The sequence below is a fragment of the uncultured Amphritea sp. genome (assembly GCF_937127095.1).
GTDB lineage: Bacteria > Pseudomonadota > Gammaproteobacteria > Pseudomonadales > Balneatricaceae > Amphritea.
Window position 1 is genome coordinate 190,254 of the sequence record NZ_CAKZLP010000060.1, and the last position, 18,534, is coordinate 208,787.

At 47.4% G+C, this 18,534-nt stretch carries 19 protein-coding genes; 8 read left to right on the forward strand and 11 right to left on the reverse strand.

What is annotated here, in order from left to right; genetic code table 11:
* Positions 1-255: 255 nt before the first annotated feature.
* The 7 genes from Q0499_RS15545 to Q0499_RS15575 form a co-directional block, all read right to left on the reverse strand.
* The gene (locus tag Q0499_RS15545; protein WP_299200880.1) at positions 256-1,539 is read right to left on the reverse strand and encodes a cation:proton antiporter; all 1,284 of its coding nucleotides are present in this window, start codon (positions 1,537-1,539) and stop codon (positions 256-258) included.
* A gap of 362 nt (positions 1,540-1,901) precedes the next feature.
* Positions 1,902-2,255 (reverse strand): YkgJ family cysteine cluster protein, encoded by a 354-nt coding sequence (locus Q0499_RS15550; RefSeq protein WP_299200884.1) that lies wholly within the window; start codon positions 2,253-2,255, stop codon positions 1,902-1,904.
* Positions 2,256-2,417: 162 nt separating this feature from the next.
* On the reverse strand, positions 2,418-2,891 hold the full coding sequence (locus Q0499_RS15555) for a GNAT family N-acetyltransferase (RefSeq protein ID WP_299200950.1): 474 nt from the start codon (positions 2,889-2,891) through the stop codon (positions 2,418-2,420).
* Positions 2,892-3,170: 279 nt separating this feature from the next.
* On the reverse strand, positions 3,171-3,659 hold the full coding sequence (locus tag Q0499_RS15560; protein WP_299200887.1) for an exonuclease domain-containing protein: 489 nt from the start codon (positions 3,657-3,659) through the stop codon (positions 3,171-3,173).
* Positions 3,656-4,270, reverse strand: a complete 615-nt coding sequence (locus Q0499_RS15565; RefSeq protein WP_299200890.1) for a pyridoxamine 5'-phosphate oxidase family protein — start codon at positions 4,268-4,270, stop codon at positions 3,656-3,658. Before Q0499_RS15565 ends, Q0499_RS15560 begins: the two co-directional genes overlap by 4 nt.
* A 49-nt stretch (positions 4,271-4,319) precedes the next feature.
* Complete coding sequence (locus Q0499_RS15570) at positions 4,320-4,784, reverse strand: nuclear transport factor 2 family protein (RefSeq protein ID WP_299200893.1); 465 nt, start codon at positions 4,782-4,784, stop codon at positions 4,320-4,322.
* A gap of 56 nt (positions 4,785-4,840) precedes the next feature.
* Positions 4,841-5,389: a peroxidase-related enzyme gene (locus tag Q0499_RS15575; protein ID WP_299200896.1), complete on the reverse strand. Its 549-nt coding sequence runs from the start codon at positions 5,387-5,389 to the stop codon at positions 4,841-4,843.
* A 131-nt stretch (positions 5,390-5,520) separates the two neighbouring features.
* On the opposite strand from Q0499_RS15575, the gene Q0499_RS15580 reads away from it, so the two are divergent.
* Positions 5,521-6,426, forward strand: coding sequence for a LysR family transcriptional regulator (locus Q0499_RS15580; protein WP_299200899.1), 906 nt, complete (start codon positions 5,521-5,523; stop codon positions 6,424-6,426).
* Positions 6,427-6,493: 67 nt separating this feature from the next.
* Here Q0499_RS15580 and Q0499_RS15585 read toward each other — a convergent pair whose 3' ends face one another.
* Positions 6,494-6,862, reverse strand: coding sequence for a VOC family protein (locus Q0499_RS15585; protein ID WP_299200902.1), 369 nt, complete (start codon positions 6,860-6,862; stop codon positions 6,494-6,496).
* Between the two features lie 145 nt (positions 6,863-7,007).
* Between Q0499_RS15585 and Q0499_RS15590 the strand changes: the two genes are divergently transcribed.
* Together Q0499_RS15590 and Q0499_RS15595 are read left to right on the forward strand one after the other, a co-directional pair.
* Entirely contained in the window at positions 7,008-7,280 is a 273-nt protein-coding gene (locus Q0499_RS15590) for a type II toxin-antitoxin system Phd/YefM family antitoxin (protein WP_299200908.1), read from the forward strand.
* Positions 7,261-7,533, forward strand: coding sequence for a Txe/YoeB family addiction module toxin (locus Q0499_RS15595; RefSeq protein WP_299200911.1), 273 nt, complete (start codon positions 7,261-7,263; stop codon positions 7,531-7,533). Before Q0499_RS15590 ends, Q0499_RS15595 begins: the two co-directional genes overlap by 20 nt.
* 133 nt (positions 7,534-7,666) lie before the next feature.
* On the opposite strand, the gene Q0499_RS15600 is transcribed toward Q0499_RS15595, so the two are convergent.
* The 3 genes from Q0499_RS15600 to Q0499_RS15610 all read right to left on the reverse strand — a co-directional run bounded on the left by Q0499_RS15600 (position 7,667) and on the right by Q0499_RS15610 (position 12,865).
* The gene (locus Q0499_RS15600) at positions 7,667-8,035 is read right to left on the reverse strand and encodes a hypothetical protein (RefSeq protein WP_299200914.1); all 369 of its coding nucleotides are present in this window, start codon (positions 8,033-8,035) and stop codon (positions 7,667-7,669) included.
* Positions 8,036-8,126: 91 nt separating this feature from the next.
* A complete protein-coding gene (locus Q0499_RS15605; protein ID WP_299200917.1) occupies positions 8,127-10,046 on the reverse strand; it encodes a hypothetical protein in 1,920 nt (639 codons plus the stop codon).
* Positions 10,043-12,865 carry an AAA family ATPase gene (locus Q0499_RS15610; protein ID WP_299200920.1) on the reverse strand — a complete coding sequence of 941 codons (2,823 nt, stop codon included), beginning with the start codon at positions 12,863-12,865 and terminating at the stop codon, positions 10,043-10,045. The genes Q0499_RS15605 and Q0499_RS15610 overlap by 4 nt, the downstream gene beginning before the upstream one ends.
* Positions 12,866-13,256: 391 nt before the next feature.
* Here Q0499_RS15610 and Q0499_RS15615 point away from each other — a divergent pair, with 391 nt between their 5' ends.
* The 5 genes from Q0499_RS15615 to Q0499_RS15635 form a co-directional block, all read left to right on the forward strand.
* The gene (locus tag Q0499_RS15615; RefSeq protein ID WP_299200923.1) at positions 13,257-14,234 is read left to right on the forward strand and encodes an integron integrase; all 978 of its coding nucleotides are present in this window, start codon (positions 13,257-13,259) and stop codon (positions 14,232-14,234) included.
* A 140-nt stretch (positions 14,235-14,374) separates the two neighbouring features.
* Positions 14,375-15,313, forward strand: a complete 939-nt coding sequence (locus Q0499_RS15620) for an HlyD family efflux transporter periplasmic adaptor subunit (RefSeq protein WP_299200926.1) — start codon at positions 14,375-14,377, stop codon at positions 15,311-15,313.
* The gene (locus Q0499_RS15625; RefSeq protein ID WP_299200929.1) at positions 15,310-16,254 is read left to right on the forward strand and encodes an ABC transporter ATP-binding protein; all 945 of its coding nucleotides are present in this window, start codon (positions 15,310-15,312) and stop codon (positions 16,252-16,254) included. The genes Q0499_RS15620 and Q0499_RS15625 overlap by 4 nt, the downstream gene beginning before the upstream one ends.
* Positions 16,251-17,396, forward strand: a complete 1,146-nt coding sequence (locus tag Q0499_RS15630; RefSeq protein WP_299200932.1) for an ABC transporter permease — start codon at positions 16,251-16,253, stop codon at positions 17,394-17,396. The genes Q0499_RS15625 and Q0499_RS15630 overlap by 4 nt, the downstream gene beginning before the upstream one ends.
* Positions 17,397-18,202: 806 nt before the next feature.
* The coding region (locus Q0499_RS15635) for a transporter substrate-binding domain-containing protein (protein ID WP_299200935.1) at positions 18,203-18,534 on the forward strand (332 nt) is incomplete at its 3' end.

Genomic DNA, 18,534 nt, shown 5'->3' on the forward strand with positions numbered 1-18,534 from the left:
GGTCGGTTTTAGCGGACAGGCTGTTGTAATACCGCTATTACCTGCTCACTTCGAGCATTCTACACCTCAAATTCGGGGGGATTGATCAACGCCAAACGGGATCCTTTCTAAGTGATTTTTTCAGGTTGATGGGTAATGTGAATGTTCAACCTCAGGATGGATGTACGACTCCCTGGCCGCCCGCTCCTAACCACACCAAACATGCAGCAAAAGGCCATCGCTATGATGGTTTGGCCAAACCGTGGTGGTTCCGCGTCACCACCATCTGGACATCATCGGCTTGATGGTCAGCCCATGGAGAATAATCGAGAGAACAATAACAACCAACGTGATCTGGATGAATTCCAGGGCCAGCGCTTCTGGCAGGCCAAAGACGATTGAGAACATCAGGTAATAGATTGATCCAATCCCGCGCACACCAAACCAGCCAATCAGCATCTGCAGTCGAAATGGTGCGCCAGACCCCAGCAAGCCAAGGAAAACACTAACAGGGCGAACCACTATAAAGAGGAATAACGCAAAACCTACGGCGGTGAAACTCCAGGAATTGATAAACAGCATTCCACCCAGCAGCAGAACGAGCATCAACTCGGACAATCGCTCCAGGGGTTCTTTAAACAGTAGAGCGCCCTCCGACACCTGAGCACTTAGCCGAAGCTTCGGTTTCGCGGCTTTAACCGGAGGTTCTGATATCCCCTCAGCACCGTCAATGGGCGCATTAAGACTCGCCAGTTTCAATTCCGATTGACGTAGAGAGATGGCAGCAACAAAAACGCCCAGAAACCCCCAGGCATCAAGCAGAAGGCAGACACCATAGACCACGCCGATTAAACCCAGACCGAGGAAATCATCCAGTAACAGGCCTTCCCGACTGTAGAAATGCTGTTTCCGTATAATCCGGGCCAACAAGCGCCCCATCAGAAGCCCGACAACCAGCGCGGACGCCGTCGACCACACAACATCTTTCAGAATCCAGGTCCCGACCATTTCGAAGCTGACCGGAGCACTGAGAAGAGCCAACCCCAACATAACAAATGGAAAGGCACTGCCGTCATTCATACCCGCTTCACTGGTCAGGGTGAACCGCAGCGGATCTTTATCGCCCATATGCCGAACCTGAACATCCGTGGCCAGCACCGGGTCGGTAGGGGCTACAATGGCGCCCAGCAGTATGGCTGCACCCAAAGGCAAAGCCAGTACGTAATAGCCAAAAGCCGCCGTTAGCACGACGCTGATCGTCATGGAGATAAAGGCGAGGCGCATAGGGATATGCCACTCCTTCCACCTGAACGGCATCGGCATTTTCATACCCGCGATAAACAACGACAGCAAAACCGCAAGTTCAGCCAGCACTTCAAGCAAATGGGCTTGCACCAGCGGGTTGAAATGAAAAACGCCTAAAACCGTCGGGCCCAGAGTTACCCCAATGCACAGATAAACAAGTGACGGTGTCAGATTTAGTCGTTTAAGAATCGGTGTACGCAACCCCATTAAAATCAGCAGGGCTCCGATCAGTACAAACCAAAAAGCGTTGATCAAGGTGAGTTTCTCCGAATTTTTCAAGGTATTAATGCGCGAAACGTTACAGAGAGAGTAGGACCAAGTCTGTACGTTAGCCAACACAGATGGGTGTGCTGATTGGTATTCCGACTGGAGTCCCCATTTGAATCCCGACTTAATAGGACAAACGACGGGGCTGTACCTGATAACGGACAGACGCGGGCCTGGTCAGATAGGAGGATTATTCTGCCGATGACACGACCTTTTGGGTTTTACCAATGGCTGTGCAACGGTAAATGGCCAGGCATTAAAGAGGTTCCGACCGCATTTCCCTGCGGGCGCTATGCATACGATTGTATCGCTACACCGCACTGCCTAAGGTTTAAGGCGATCGTGATAACTTACACCAGCACCTGCCGGGTGTTAGCAATGTAGTGATGAATCTGTGCCTCAATATCCGGGTCGATCATCTCTTCCGGGCGCTTACCGTTAGGACAGGGCATAGTGGGCGTGGTGCCAAACAACCGGCAGATCAACGGACGCTCGGCATACACGGTACACCCATCAGGCCCCAAATGGACGCAACTGAAATCCTCTAGCTTTTCCTGATGCTCAGCTTCAGTTTTCACCGGCAGCCGCGACATCTCCTCCGATGAAGTGGTTACCGGGCCACAACAATCATGGCAACCGGGCACACATTCAAACGATGGAATGTTCTCGCGCAGTCGCGCAATTATATCTCGGTTAGTGTACATAGAGTCCCATCTGCTGCGCAGCTCGCTTGCATTAGTGTCTGACACCTAATTTACCAGAACAGGCTGTCTCTTTACATTAACGGAGAGTCATAAAATTTTTAAAGAAAGGGCCTGTACTAAGTAAAATAGCACTTAGCAAAATAACCAACGGCCCTTTTACGTTTACCGATATGATGTCTCGCATAGCGGGAGTTCCATATAGATACTCAAAGGATCATATTGATAACTGCCATACTCTTGTCGCTCTTTAAACCCAAGCTTTTTATATAAACTTAGCGCTTCAGGCTGCCTGATACCGGCTTCGAGACGGATGATGGGTAGTTGATTTTTGGCAGCATGAGCAATCAGCTCTTGCATGATAAGGTTTGAAACGCCCTGGCCACGATACTCCGGCTTAACATAAATCCGCTTTAACTCGCCATAAACACCATCATTGTTTTTATAGACTAGTGCACCGCAGCCAAGAATATCCTGATTTTTTATCACACCGATAAAATATACGTCTTTTTCTTGCAGCGCTTCAATGGATAAAAGCTGGTTACTTTCCTGAGGGTAGAGAGCGTTCATTAACCCATCAATATCGTCAATGATCTCTCTGACACTTTTTGAGGTAGGGTCTAGTTCTATCACTTCCATATCGTTCACGCTTCTTGTTCCCTGAAAAAGCCTACGATTTTGACATAAAAACCCATCTACCGCAGTACCCGCCAGCTTTCTCGCCAATATATGGGCGTCCTTCTCAGCTATAAGGGGTCAGTTTCCTGATTTGGCAACTCATCCCACCACCCGGCTTTCCGATGAGTAACTTATTCCGACAGTTCCCCTGTCTCTTTCAGCATCTCAGCTAAATCGTATTCCTGCTGATGCAGCAAAAGACAGGATCGGCCCCTGTTTCCTTTAGCGCATTATTGAGCGTTATTCATCACTATTCAGAGCAAACATAGCGGCCTGATGAATAAGACGGGCATCGTTCAAAGCGCGATGTGCACGATAATCACTCGCTTGTGACAATTCATCAAAACAGCTAGCGAAAGTACCCGCCCGGTGACCACCCAGCAATGTACTGAGATCCGCAACATTAAATGTTTGCTCAATAGCCACCGCTTCAAACAGGCGACCTATCCAGAAACTGTCCCAGTCTTCATGATCGGAATACACCGTTTCAGCCGCCAGCAGCCGGTTAAGTTGCTGTGCAACCACCTCGGCCCGCTGACCTTTGTCGAAGAGATACTGACGCGAAAGCCCGTGCAGCTCATGTGCTTTCAGACTCCAGTGTCCCCAGGACTCTTCAGGTCGGATAAGTGTCTGATAGGTCTGTTCAGCGTTCACCAGACCGATCTCAATCGGATAACTAACAGGACTCAAGCCGCTGGCTTCGATATCTAAAACCCATATATCACTCATCGGGTCTCTCCTTGTAGAAGACGCAGTTGCTCCTCCAGCTCGGCGATCCGCTGATTACGTTGCTGTAACAGTGCTTCAACCGCTTCCAGGTCCATCCGTTGCGGGATATGTTGTGGACAGTTCCGATCCCAGGCATCAACGGTAAACATTATTACCTGTTCCGGTCGTGCCCTGTATGCATCCCGGCTGGGCATCAGTTCAGCTAACAGCGATGTCTGATCCTCTATCACTTTTGCACGGCCCCAGATTTTGATTCGAACACTGTTGGCATAGTCCATTAAGAAGATAAACGCTCTGGGATTATCGGTTAAATTTCCCTGAGTAATAAACTGCTGGTTTCCCCGGTAGTCTGCAAAAGCGAGGGTTTGCCTGTCGATCACCTTCAGAAAACCCGGTGGACCGCCACGATGCTGGATGTAAGGCTGACCGTCAGCATTAACGGTCGCCAGATAGAAACTCCTCTGCGCCGCGATAAAGCCCGCCAGATCCGGCGTGATTTCACGTTGCCATCCACCGCTCTGCTCCATTCGCGCATAACTATCTCTGGAACCCTTTCGGGTCTGAATAGCCTTTACACTTGCGGTAAAGGCGATATCGCTGGTATAGGTCAACTTTATATACCTCTTTCTCCAGGGCTCCTCGAAAAAACGACTGCGCGACTCACAGGCCCAGATCGCTGAGGCCGGGGTGATCATCAGGGCGACGACCCTGAGGCCAGTGAAATTTCCGCTCCTCAGCACTGATCGCATGCTCATTAATGCTGGCGATCCGTCGACTCATCAGGCCGTTGTCGTCGAATTCCCAGTTTTCATTGCCATAGGCACGAAACCACTGTCCGGAATCATCATGAAACTCATAGGCAAAACGAACGGCAATTCGGTTATCCGTGTATGCCCATAGTTCTTTGATAAGCCGGTAATCAAGCTCACGGGTCCACTTGCGTGTCAGCAACTGTACGATGGCTTCACGCCCTGCTACAAATTCAGCACGATTTCGCCATAAACAGTTCTCGGTATAGGCCAGAGCGACTTTCTGGGGATCGCGGCCATTCCAGCCATCTTCGGCGAGTCTGATCTTTTCGATGGCCGAGGCTTCATCAAACGGCGGTAAAGGGGGTCTGGACATAGTAAATTCTCCTCTTTAAGGGTAAAGGGTGGCGCAAGCGCCACCCACACACTGACTCAGGCCGCCAGGGCATCAACAGCAGGAAAGTCGATTTCGGTACCCAGCACTTCATTCACGTAGTTCGTCAGGGTATTCAGGGCAACGTGGCCCACGATCTCCACGATCTCTGCGTCGCTATAACCGGCAGCACGAACCGCCCCGACGTCACGGTCAGACACCTTGCCGCGGTTGTTCACAATGCTGACGGCGAAGCTCACCGCTGCTGCGGCTTTTTCATCACTGGAGGTGCCACGGCGATTGGCTTCAATTTCAGCTGCACTCAGTCCGGCCAGATTGGAACCAAGATACTGGTGTGCAGCGAGGCAGTAGTTGCAGCCATTGATCTCGGCAACCGCAAGGGCGATACGCTCACGCGTCCGGGCATCCAGCGAACCATTACTCAATGCACCATTCAGACCGAGGTAGCCCTCCAGCGTCTGCGGGCTGTTGGCAACAATGCGAAACAGGTTAGGCACACTGCCCAGAAGAGAGTTGACCGCTTCGAGTGATTCTCGGGAGGCTTCCGGTGCAGCCATAATAGTTGCCGGAGTAGGTATACGGGACATGATTAGCTCCTAAATATTATCGGATTGGAGAGCCCAGCATACAATTAACAAAAATAAAGATAATTAGACTGAAATTTAATTATCTATTACAGTTAATGAAATAATTTAACAATGAATCTCTGTGGTATTGAATGGATAAACTTGAAGCAATGCGGGTGTTTATCGAGGTTGCGGAATGTCAGAGCTTCGTTGCCGCCAGCCGCACACTGGACCTGTCAGCCCCGGCTGTAACCCGATCGGTCGCTCAGCTTGAGAAGGCCCTGGGCGTGCGCCTGTTCAACAGAACCACCCGTCATGTCCGGCTCACCGATTCGGGGGCCCGGTTTTTCGAAGACGCCAAACGTATTTTAGAAGATATTGAACAGGCCGTGGCTACCGCATCAGGAAGCTACACCGAGCCCAAAGGGGTGTTATCGATTACAGCCCCGGTTCTGTTTGGTCAGATACATATCGCACCGATTCTGACGGAATATCTGCAGCAGAACCCAGCGGTAACCGTCAGAGCGCTATTCTACGATCGCGTCAGTAATATTCTCGATGAGGGTCTCGACGTCGCTGTCCGCATTGGCCATCTTAAGGATTCAAGCATCTACGCCACCCCCGTCGGCAGCGTTCAGCGGCTGGTATGCGCTTCGCCCAGCTATTTGCAAAAACATGGCACCCCCAGGCACCCTGCCGAGCTCAGGGATCATGAAATCATTCAAGCTTCAACGGTTGAACCGTCAACGACGTGGCAATTTGAATCTTCCACAGGCAGGGAATCGGTAAAACTCTCTCCACGCCTGCACTGCTCCCAGAATGGAGCAGCAATAACAGCGGCCAAACAAGGGTTTGGAATCACCCGACTGATGTCCTATCAGGTTGGCGAGGAGTTAAAAAACGGCTCCCTGACGCGCATCCTGCAAGACTACGAAAGCCAGCCTCTGCCGGTCAGTATTGTTCACCTCGAAGGGCGACAAGCCAACGCAAAGATCAGAGCCTTTATCGACCTGGCGACTGAACGACTCAGAGCCAATCCCTATATAGACCACGGCTAAGAAGGCGAAAGATATACCCTGCTGGCGGGTGGTTTAATCAACTGGGCCAAAGTACAGCCGTAACGTGTTAAGCATTTTTCCTATACGCTCTACTTGAAATTGACACTGTATTTTTGTCAGGATCTTTCGCATTAGAAAAAGAATAACCATTTGCCTGATGAGTGGCTCCGAATACCAAACCCAACTCAGCAGATCTGCGTTTAAACGCTTCAATATCCTGAACGCTAAATACCAGCTTAACGCCTGCCTGCCCAAGCTTGATACTCTTAGCGGCCTGATGAACCAGTATAGTGAGACCGCGATCTTCTGAGGTAAGCTCGATCAAACCCTCGAGTACTTCACCAATAGTGATAAAGCCAAAATACTCCCGATAAAAATCGGCGGTTTTATCCATGTTGCGCGCATAAATTATAATTGTATCGAGTTTAACGTCCATGACTATTCCGAATGCTTAACGCCGCTCAGCACGCGCGGCTGCGAAATGGAGGCGCAGCCGCAATGCAGTAACCGTCGCCGCGACTGGCCTTGATAGGGCTATTGCGATATAGTTGTACGGAGTTTCCGTACGTAATGGTGGAGTTATGGATATTATCAGTGTAAACAAATTCAGAGACAACCTTAAAACCCTTGTAGAACAGGTAATTAATAGACATGAACCTCTCAAAGTGACACGCCGTGCTGGAGAGGCTTTCGTGATTATGAGTGCTGAAGACTGGGAAAGGGAACAAGAAACCCTGCATGTTCTTCAAAGTAGAGACCTGATGCAGCAAATTGCGACCTCCCTTAATACTCACAGCCGTGGCCAAGGATACACACCTAACGATGAGCAGATGAATGAGATCACTGGTATTTGAGGGCGGCACTTGGGAAGCCTATGAAAAGATGCGAGTGAAAGACAAGAAGCTGCACAAAGCTCTCTGCAAATTGCTGAAAGAAATGCTCCGCTCTGACGACCCATCAATTGGCATAGGCAAACCTGAACCGCTTAAACACAACTTATCAGGCTTGTGGTCACGGCGCATCTCACAGAAAGACAGGCTCATATACCGGTTCGACGACAAATCCATTTACGTTTTCGCCATTGGAGGACACTACGACCAGCCCTAACAGGATACCACAGGATCAGGTCTTGAATTTTGCACAAGAGTTAATCCAATTTTCTTAACTCTGCAAAATGCAAGACCTGACCCCAATCTCCTTTCTTTAACTCTGCAAAATGCAAGACCTGACCCCAATCTCCTCACAGACTAAGACTAACTCCCACTCTAGCAAGGCACTGTAGATCCTGATCCGTAAAGTCGATACATGCTGCAAACTGAATTGGATCACCGACCGTATAACCTATGGAGAGAGTTGCTTTCAAAGATAGCTTTTTGAAGTCTATATCAGAGTTAGCGCAACGGTTTATGAATGACCTAATTTCACCCACAAGCTCTTTAGGTGTGCTTACGTCGGCAACGCAAATACCAACACCGTCATTTTCTTCGACTTTGCCATCTCTCCTTTTGTCGCCCTGCCTCCAAGACGAATCAGGATTGAGTCCTAATCGGCAACACACACTAGTGACATCAGTTTGGCTACCGGTAATCCATAATTGCGCGATATTCATAAAGTAGCCTCAACGTCCTTGTGCCATATAACGCCTTGCTCACCGGTAAATTAGGAGCGCAGCGAGTAATTTATCCGTGTGCAGCAACTTGTTACATGTTTTGTTCGTCATTACCGCTTACACTTTCTATACTGATTGCCTTCCAGCCCCATTCGGATCTTTTCTTATTGTAATTTAGAACCGCCTGACCGATGACAAAGTCGCCATCACTAATACTATTTTCTCTTATCAAAGGCGGTGGAATAAATATTCCATCATCGGTGAATCCCATATCGTTTTCTTCTCGAATATCGTCGCTAAAAGGCTTCAAGATACTGCTTGGAATGGGTTTTGTTGTTCTGGAAGATGTAAGTACCCTGTAACGGGTTCCTTGCCTGCTTGTGTACTTAGCTAAACGTAATGAAATCGCATCGCCTTCTTTGAACCTTTCAGGCAGATCTGAAAAATGAATCACGCCATCAATTGTTCTACTGATCATAAAGTGTATTAGTTTTTTGCTTGTATTGACGTGGTCTACAATTCCAATTTGCTGCTCAAAAATATCCCAGTCTTCATTTGAGGCACGTTCTTCAATGGCATACACCTGGAATCGGTTTTCTCTATCGGGCTCGCCTTTGATCTTTAAAGCGGCTCCTGGTTTACCTGCTTCAAAAGTTAGTTTTGATTCAGGAATTGTAACTTCCATAGGTAGTGAACTTGATTGAACGTAAAGTTTGCGTTTAGCTTTATCTTTTTTGCCTTCGATAAAAAATGTGTCACCTAGCACTGCATTCATCCAAGGTAAATCACTGTATAAAAGCTCCTCTGCATAGGGGGCTTTATCTAAGTAGAGCTGATGATTCGATTTACTGCTGATAGCGCCTTGATACCAAGTGCTGCGCATGAGTATTTCTGCTGATTCAGGGATTTTTTGATTATTCTCTGATCGATAATTAACAAGTTGATCAACTTCCAATTTGGCTTCTGAAGCTAGGCCGTTTTTTGAAAGGAGTTCCGCAAGCTTGATTTTAACTTTGCCAACAAAATTAATATCTTTTGAGCAAAGTAATGCCTTGCAGTAACAAGAAATTGCCAGTTCGAGAGAGTTTGATTGATGAATATCTCCGAGAAGCTCCCATGCCCAGTAGTCGTTGATCTTATTTTTGACAACTTCTAGACCATAGGAAAAAGCTTCATTACTTTGCTTTGTTGCCATCAATGCTCTGGCCTTGCTCAGTTTTAGCCAGATATTATCTGGATATCTATTAATGCAGTCATTGATATAGGGAAGCAGATAGATTAGTTCTTCGTAAGAATCTCTCGTGTAGGAATCTTTACTGGCGTGTTGAATAACACGTTCTGCTAGAGACGGATATGAATTTCCATCATCAGAAATATATGGGTCATAGTCCTCAGGGCGAAGATTTTCTAAACCCCATATGCGAGCAAAAGCTCCCATATTTAACTTTCCTTCTTTAGCTATTTTGTCTGCTAGTTGAAGAATGCAAGTGTGCAACAGAGATGGTTTTTCCGTGTTTAGTTTGAGGTAGTCATTAATGAACCTTTTCGCGCTATTGAAATTGACCGGCGTTTGTTCTGTCATGCCTTTTGCGACACGGTATAGCTCCCATGCTAAGCCGGTTTGAACATCAATAGATTGATCTCCGTTATTGTATATACGTTTGTAGAGATTTAACGCTCCATGATGATCGCCTTGCTTGCTTAGAGATTTTGCTTTGAGAATTTCTTGGCTATTGGGGTTGCACAGTCTGAGTGCATACTCTCTTTGATCCGTTAGTATTTTGTCTGATGCATCAATATTCAAGTTCCGAAGTTGATCAGAGTAGTGATGAATATTTTCACTTTTTCCAGATTGTGCGTCTCTTTTAATTAAATCGATTACGCACCATGCAAAAGCCTTTATATCCCATTCATCGTTATCTGGGTTGTTAATCAGCTCAATCGCCATTTTGTAGGCTTCATCAAGCTTGCCTTCCTTGCGAATAGAAAAAACGTCCCTGCTAGTGATCACGAGCTCAGCCCTTCCGTTATAACAGTCTGAATTTCAGAAAATAACGTATCTGATGTACAGGAATTATTAACGGGGGCGTACTTGGTGAATTGATTTTTCCCGTTATAAAAAATGTCAATCACAGCACACTCTCCAGATTGGGTAAAAGTGTAGCGCTGTTTCCAATCCATTGATTCAACATTGTTGATCTTGATTCCTCGCTCATTCACAAGAGGTGTAAGTCTTGAATGAAACTCGTTCAGAAACTCTTCATTGAACGTGAATTCAGAGTCAGAACCTGAGGTCTCTGGAACAATGAGTATTCCATTAATAGGAGAAAGGATGTCCAGTAATCTAAAGCCAAAGTCTGATTGTGTGGGGGCGGTAATTCTCGTAATTTTTCCCTTACCGTTATAGCCGATATCTATTCGCGCTATCTCATCATTTACTTCAAAAAAATAAATTTCTAGGTACTGACTTTGGCTAACATCTTGGATCTTTATGTCGGAGCCCTTTAATAGTCTTCGAACTCGTCCTAATACCTCAAGTGAAAAGTGTGCATGAGACGGAATGCTGAAGTTATTGTCTTCTTCTGTGAAAATGGGGTTGTCACTGGCGCTTACATCTTGATGGCTTGCCTTTGAAGTATCCTGGCTGCTTACCTTAGGGCTTAAAATGTTTGGAGAGTTAACTGCTTTGATGCCAGCACCAAGCTTTAGATTTGGCGGGTCTAAAAGGTATAGGTTTTTCGATGTTCTGGTGATTGCCGTATAGAGCCAGCGAAAGTAATCAGCGGATAGCTGACCCTGATGTGTTTTACATTTTACAAACACATGATTCCATTCACTGCCCTGTGCTTTATGGCAAGTAATGGCATAGCCAAACTTAAGTCTCAAAGCATTGAAATATGAATCTGATCGCAGGGTTTCTTTAAATTCCAAACTTCCGCGCTTTAAATGTGGATGACGGATGCAAAAATCCAAATACAAGGCTTTGCTCTCATCCGAAGTAAGACCTGGATGTTCGCTGTAAAGTAAGTCTTCTAGAATTTTTGCGTTGAAAAAATGTGAGGTTCCGTCTAAATCTTTAAAGCCTATAATGACGTCTTTAAAAGCTAACGAAACGGAAATTTCTTCTACTTCATTCGTTTCTAAGTTCTTTCTACGCAAGGTTATTTTTCTGCGCCCTGTTGGACTTAAAATCTCTCTAACTAGGCCGAAGTCACCATTTGAAATAAAGAACCCATAAGCATTGCTGTTGCTTACGGCCATCACTTTATCGCCCCTAGAAATCTCTAGATTATCTGGGAAAAAATGCTGTCTTATTTTGCGGTTATAGGCAGCAACATCAGAATTTGAATGAGCAAGGACTATAGATTCAGCGTTAATTTTTCTATTGCAGGATTCAAGGTATAGATCTAGCAAGTCTTGATGGCTTACGTTGATGATATCTGGATAGCTTGTATCTATTGATAATTGATTGAAAACCCCGCTCTTTAGAGATTTACGAAGGTTTATAGAGTTTAGCATGACCCCGCTGTCTGACTTTTGACGAACAACCTCAGTCAATTCAAAAAGAGTGCTTTTGATATTGTGCTCTCTAGATAGATACTTCTCGTCAAGAGCAGGAGAGAAATTCATTCCGACAGGTGGAAGCTGGGCATCATCGCCAATAAAGATTACTTTTTTACTGTGGTCATTATGGTCTAGATTTACAAACTTGAAAAAGTCTCTGAGCAAGTAGCCAGTACCGAATCTAAAGAACTCTTCCTCATGGTATACATCCGCAATCATTGATGATTCGTCAACAATGTAAACAGTATCAGCAGACATTTCATTAACAGCCAGTTGAGCATAGAACTTAAATGTTTCAGACCCATCAAGATTGTGTTCTTTATACTCAGAAATATCTTTGAACGAATAGATTGTCTTGTGAATAGTGTAAGCGGGGGATTGTGTTTTTTTAGCAATTACTTTTGATGCCTTTCCAGTAGGAGCGGCTAGGACATAGTTTCTTCCAATAGCCCTAAAGTACTCAGTTAGGCCTTTAGTTATAAATGTCTTACCTGTTCCGGCGTAACCTTTTAATAAGAATACGCTTTCTTCTTTATTGTTGAGAAACGAATCAAGCTTATCAACCAATAAACTTTGTCCATCAGTTAAATTGTATTCAGAGAAAGCGTCGTGTAGTTTAATTAGGTCTCGAGTGTTTTCGGGTGCTAGGTCGAATGTTGATGCAGCTTTTGATGATGCTTCCTTGAATTCGGTTAGTTTAACTTGATCTAGTTCTTTTTTGAGTTCGAGTGCCTGGTTTTGAGCCATTTGTTCTGATTCTTCGAGTTTCAAGAGCTCTTCTTTTACTTTTGCTAATTGCTCTTCAAGCTCTTTGTTACTCTGGCTTAGAGTGTTTAGCCCTATATCAGGGTGGCAGGGCTCTATATATGGTGGGTAACTTTCATATATTGAGCCGCTATATGTTTTGAACATCCACTGACCGATCAAATATGCATCTCTCAGTAGTGCTAACGCATCATCTGAATGTACGCTTCGGCCATGTGCCGCTTTATTTCCTAACATCCTGATTGCGTGCAGCTTTTCCAAAATATTTTCATCAATCACTTCGATGAAAATGTTGGATTTTAGTTTTTCGAAGAACCCATCACTTTGCTCGCAAGGTAAATTTAGTTCTCTATAGAGAATCCCTACTAACTGTTCAGCAAAGCAACGTAGTTTGATAATTGCAGTGTGAGGATCAGTGTGTGCATATTTCTCAGCGAAATTGGCATGCTCATATAGTTGAGGCCAGCGATTCTGCAATGGTAGAAAGTTGTTTGACTGCAATTTTCTTAATTTCCTTCTCTTTAGTCTTACACTGATGCTACGGGCTGGGTAGACATGTAACATTTTAATTGTGTGCGTGCGCGTTTTGAAACCGCAAGACTGTGTCGGGGGAAGTTGTATCTATTTGAACTGAAAAGATAATTCTGAAGCACGTCGTTTTTCATCCCCTGAAAACACGCAAGCACGGTTTGCTGTTTTTTTATGGCACGCTTTGTCACCTGCCACATTTCCTATCTGACTGATAATGCACCACTTCTAAAGGTTATTCCAGTGCCAAACCGTGCCAACTTATCAACAGCAACCTGACAAAGCGTGCCAACAGTCTGGACTTATTCAAATTAACTGTCTATATATACAGTAAACAACCATCAATTATCCACAGGGACGTGAGATGAAAAGTAGCCCTTTTCTTAACCATATTCGCCAGGAGCTTCGACTTCGTGGTTACAGCCTGAGAACTGAAAAAGTTTATATTCAGTGGATAAAGCAGTTCATTCATTTTCATAAGTTACGACACCCTGTTGAAATGGGCGCAACCGAGGTTCGGGATTTTTTATCCTATCTTGCTAATGACCGCTTTGTGGCAATCAACACTCAGAAATCTGCACTCAACGCATTGGTCTTTTTATATGGCAAAATACTCAAGGTTGAACTGGGTGACCTGGGGTTCAGTCATGCACGACGCGGACGCAGGATTCCTGTCGTTCTATCGACTGCGGAAGTAGCGGCCATCCTTAAAAAACTGACCGGCCGGGACTATCTTATTTTTTCTATTCTCTATGGTAGTGGTTTACGTGTAACTGAGGCTCTCAGACTGCGGATTGGAGACTTAGACCCTGAACGCTTATCGATCACCGTCCGTGATGGCAAGGGTAATAAAGACCGTACAACGATTCTCAGCCATTCACTCATTCCGTACATCCGACAACAGATTAAAATCGCCAGTGACCTGCAACAAAAAGATAACGCTTCAGGAGTAGGCCCGTCCCTGCCCAATGCGTTGCATAAAAAGTATCCAAACGCTTTCAGGCAACCCTGTTGGATGTATCTATTCCCATCCACTCAGTTATCAGCTCATCCTTTAAACGGAATACTTTGCCGACACCATCTTCATGACTCAGTACCGCGCAAAGCATTACGAATTGCTGTAGCCAATGCGGAAATAATTCATAAGCGCGTCAGCTGTCATACTTTCAGGCACTCTTTTGCCACTCACCTGCTTGAAGCTGGCAGAGATATACGCACCGTTCAGGAGTTACTTGGCCACAGCGATGTTAAAACAACTCAGATATACACTCATGTTATCGGACAACAATTTGCAGGCACGGCAAGCCCTTTGGATGCTCTGACAACCGGACAAAGCGACTAAGCGGCTAAGCGACTAGCATTTTCCAGAAAAAAGACAACTCTGGCAGTTCAACCTGTTTAGGTTTATCGTCCTATTATTAATGAGTTACGAATACTCTTTCTTTTTCCCAGTGCTTTGTCAGTCATAAAAAGGCCAACATCATGCGTTACCTTATCTATCTGATTTTACCCCTGCTGACTGCCTGCAGCGGCTCCTCAGAGAATCTTGCGCTGGGAACTCTGGAGAGAGACCGGATTGCCCATACCGCCACCGCCAGTGAGGTGGTGACTGAACTGCCCGTTGCGCCAGGCGCGCAGGTCACCAAAGGCATGACCCTGGTCAGACTGGACAGCACCCTACAGCAGGCCAGAGTTGATAAGGCGGTCGCCGAGGTCGCGGTGGCACAAGCGAATCTGGAAAAACTACGCAACGGTGCCCGGGAAGAGGAAGTGGCCGCGGCGACCGCTAATGTAGCGGGTGCCCGGGCCTCTCTGGTGGAGAGCAACGCAAATTATCAGCGTATTCTCAACCTGAAAAAGCAGAAGCTGGTCAGCCAGTCTACTCTGGATAAAGCCCGGGCTGACCGGGATGCTATTCAGGCACGTTTAAACAATACTCAGGAAGCGCTGCTATTGCTGACCAACGGCACCCGCGAAGAGGACCTGCGCTCAGCAGAGGCGCAACTGAGTGCAGCCAACGCAGCCCTGAGCATTGAAAAGAAACAACTCTCAGATCTCACCATCATCGCCACCCGCGATGGCATTCTCGACAACCTGCCCTGGAATCTGGGTGAACGGGTCACCCTCGGCAGCCCGCTGGCGATTGTGCTGGCGGGTAAAGCCCCCCATGCACGGGTCTATGTGCCGGAACCCTACCGGGTAAAACTTCATGTCGGCGACGCGTTAATTGTCCATGTAGATGGTATCGAACAACCGATCACCGGACGACTCAGCTGGATTGCCACAGAACCGGCATTCACCCCCTATTACGCCCTGAACCAGGATGAACGTGCGCGCTTGATGTATCTCGCGGAGGTGCAACTTCCGGACAGTGAATCTGAATTGCCAAACGGAGTACCGACACAGGTTGAGTTACCATGAGTCACACAACACCGGAATATGCCATCAAAGCGGAGCAACTGAGTCGCCGGTTTGGCGATTCACTGGCGGTGCAAAAGCTCGACCTGGAAGTGGAGAAAGGCCGCATCTATGGTTTTCTCGGCCCCAACGGCTGCGGCAAAACCACCACCATCCGCATGCTCACCGGCCTGCTGAAACCCAGCGCAGGAAAGGTACATGTGCTGGGTTTCAGCCTGCCGGAAGACGCTGAAAAACTGCGCCTGCGTATCGGCTATATGACGCAGAAATTTTCTCTCTATGATGATCTTACCGTGCTGGAAAATCTCAAATTTATCGCCAGTATTTACGGCCTGACAGCCCGACAACAAAAACAACGAATCGCAGAGTTGCTGAGTATCTATGGCCTGCAAGCTAAGTCAAAACAGTTAGCCGGCAGTATGAGTGGCGGGCAACGGCAACGGCTCAGTCTGGCGGCCGCAACCCTGCACAAACCGGAACTACTGTTTCTTGATGAACCCACCTCTGCGGTCGATCCTGAAAATCGCCGGGAGTTCTGGGAACAACTGTTTGACCTGAGCGACCAGGGCACCAGCATTCTGGTCTCCACCCACTATATGGATGAGGCAGAACGCTGTCATAAACTGGCCATTCTTGAAAATGGTATTAAACGAGCGGATGGCAGTCCGGACGAACTGATGCAACAGATGGGGGCCAGCGTTGTAGAGATCAGTTCAGACGAACTGCGCCAGCTTAAACAAACCCTCACCGAGCTGCCGGAGGTGATTTCCGCTGCTCAGCTGGGCGCGCGCCTCAGGGTACTGGTGAAGGATAGCGTCACCGACCCCATCGGCTTTTTATCACCGCACGTTTCAACCAACGCTGAAGACCAGTTATCCCTGGTGCGGCCCAGTTTAGAGGATGTGTTTGTCACCTGCACCGGCTCCGGCAGGGAGAGAGTATGAATCCCTTCATCCGCATTCGCGCCATCGCCGCAAAAGAGCTGCTGCAGCTAAAACGGGACAAAATGACCTTCGGCATGATCGTGATGATTCCGCTGATTCAACTGCTGCTGTTTGGTTATGCCATCAACACCAATGTTCGTCACCTGCCGGTCGGGGTGGTCGATTACAGCCAGAGCGCTTTAAGCCGGGTGTTGGTGCAGACGATCGGTGCCACTCAGGTGGTTCGCTTTACCCAGCAGTACAGCAACTTGCCGGAAGCGGAAGCTGCGATTGCCAGCGCCGAAGTCAGAGCCGTACTGATCATTCCATCGGATGTCAGCCAGCGACTGGTGCGTAATCCCAGCGTTGGAATGGGCTCCCCTTCGGCCACCGACGCAGAAACCAGCCGACCGGTTGCCCAGTGGCTGGTTGATGGCTCAGATACCATCGTGGCGGGCGCAATAAAAGGGTTGCGTGGCATGCCACTGGTTGAGCTGTTGGATAAACCCTCTAACCGCAAAACGCCTACCTTTGAGGTCACGCTGTTGTACAACCCGGAACAACGGACGGTGGTGAATATCGTCCCCGGACTGGCGGCGGTTATCCTGACGATGACGATGATCATGTTCACCTCCGCGGCGATTGTGCGGGAACGGGAGCGAGGCAATATGGAGATGCTGATCACCACACCAGTGCGCCCTATTGAGTTGATGATCGGCAAGATCGTCCCCTATGTTTTTATCGGTGCAATTCAGGTCGCCATCATTCTGGGGCTGGGTAAACTGCTGTTTAATGTGCCGATCAACGGCAACCTGATGCAACTGGCCCTGGCTACCCTGCTGTTTATCACCGCCAGTCTGACCCTGGGACTGATTATCTCCACCATCGCTAAAAACCAGCTGCAATCGATGCAGATGACAATCTTTGTACTGCTACCCTCCATACTGCTATCCGGTTTTATGTTTCCCTATGAGGGGATGCCACAGGCAGCCCAGTATATCGCCGAAACACTGCCGGCCACCCACTTCATGCGGCTGATTCGCGGCGTGGTATTAAAAGATGTTGAGGTCATCAATATGGCTGGAGATATGTACTGGCTGGCGCTATTCACGCTGGGCGGCTTAGCCATCGCCTCTATCCGCTTTAAGAAGCGACTCGATTAAACGCTCTGTGTTGACAGAGCCTCCTCCCCCGATATCCGCTGATACTCAAGCCTGACAAAATCAAGCCCGCAAAAAAGAGCCACACAGCATCCTCGTGAAAACCGGAAAAATACGTTAAGTCAGCGTTTTTTTAATACGTTATCGATAATAATTGGCACGAAAGGAGTCAAACAAGGCACGGCAGGATACAACCCTTTTCAGCAATTCACACTACAGTTTTAGTTAAGCAGATACACAGAAAGCACCCTGCACTCTCGTTCAGGCATAGCCGCCGGTTCCGATTGAGTCATCTCGTTATCTGCAGTGCCCTGGCGGCATAAGCATCCACCTCAATGAGGTGGAGATATAGCAAGACAATAATTATAACTCTCGTGCCCAGCACGCTGCTTTCCGGAGACACTGACACATGCAAGAACTTGTCAATTTCATAAACGACGCTATCTCGACTCTCTGCTCCAACCTAACTCCGCCTGGAGACCGATCTTTTCTCCTCAATCCAGCCTACTGTTATGCGGGTAAGCGTGTTCTGCGAAATATGGGCAGTTCTGTTTTCAGAATCACAAACTGAACCGGTGACTGAACCTGTGTCTGAACCCGCGTCTGAATCAGCACCTGCCAGAGTCTGAAGCTCTCCGACCAGGCAGCTCAGATCCAATTTCAGACCCAATTTCAGACCGGCTAAGAATTTAAAGATAAAGAAGCGAAATACGCTTTACTAAGCTTCAGCATATAGCACGGTTGTTAAACACAGCTTTACTTTAATGTTTCATTAATTATTTCATTATAAAAACAAGAGGAAGTATCCAATGAAGAAAACCCTGATTTCTACTGCCGTTCTGATGGTTGCAATGACCGGTACAGCGATGGCTGGCACTTTGGAAACGGTGAAGGAACGTGGCGCACTTCAGTGCGGTGTAACGAGTGGTGTCCCGGGCTTTTCAGTGCCAGATGATAAAGGTAACTGGAAAGGTCTGGATGTCGATGTATGTCGCGCCGTTGCTGCCGCAGTACTGGGCGATGCGACTAAAGTTAAGTATATCCCGCTGAATGCTAAAGAGCGCTTTACTGCGCTGGTGTCGGGTGAAGTGGATGTACTGTCCCGTGTAACCACCTGGACACAAACCCGCGATACTCAGCT

Coding starts and splice junctions, on each gene's coding strand:
- Q0499_RS15550 (WP_299200884.1), bottom strand. CDS start 2,255: ATGTACACTAACCGAGATATAATTGCGCGACTGCGCGAGAACATTCCA.
- Q0499_RS15555 (WP_299200950.1), bottom strand. CDS start 2,891: ATGGAAGTGATAGAACTAGACCCTACCTCAAAAAGTGTCAGAGAGATC.
- Q0499_RS15560 (WP_299200887.1), bottom strand. CDS start 3,659: ATGAGTGATATATGGGTTTTAGATATCGAAGCCAGCGGCTTGAGTCCT.
- Q0499_RS15570 (WP_299200893.1), bottom strand. CDS start 4,784: ATGTCCAGACCCCCTTTACCGCCGTTTGATGAAGCCTCGGCCATCGAA.
- Q0499_RS15575 (WP_299200896.1), bottom strand. CDS start 5,389: ATGTCCCGTATACCTACTCCGGCAACTATTATGGCTGCACCGGAAGCC.
- Q0499_RS15580 (WP_299200899.1), top strand. CDS start 5,521: ATGGATAAACTTGAAGCAATGCGGGTGTTTATCGAGGTTGCGGAATGT.
- Q0499_RS15585 (WP_299200902.1), bottom strand. CDS start 6,862: ATGGACGTTAAACTCGATACAATTATAATTTATGCGCGCAACATGGAT.
- Q0499_RS15590 (WP_299200908.1), top strand. CDS start 7,008: ATGGATATTATCAGTGTAAACAAATTCAGAGACAACCTTAAAACCCTT.
- Q0499_RS15595 (WP_299200911.1), top strand. CDS start 7,261: ATGAGATCACTGGTATTTGAGGGCGGCACTTGGGAAGCCTATGAAAAG.
- Q0499_RS15600 (WP_299200914.1), bottom strand. CDS start 8,035: ATGAATATCGCGCAATTATGGATTACCGGTAGCCAAACTGATGTCACT.
- Q0499_RS15615 (WP_299200923.1), top strand. CDS start 13,257: ATGAAAAGTAGCCCTTTTCTTAACCATATTCGCCAGGAGCTTCGACTT.
- Q0499_RS15620 (WP_299200926.1), top strand. CDS start 14,375: ATGCGTTACCTTATCTATCTGATTTTACCCCTGCTGACTGCCTGCAGC.
- Q0499_RS15625 (WP_299200929.1), top strand. CDS start 15,310: ATGAGTCACACAACACCGGAATATGCCATCAAAGCGGAGCAACTGAGT.
- Q0499_RS15630 (WP_299200932.1), top strand. CDS start 16,251: ATGAATCCCTTCATCCGCATTCGCGCCATCGCCGCAAAAGAGCTGCTG.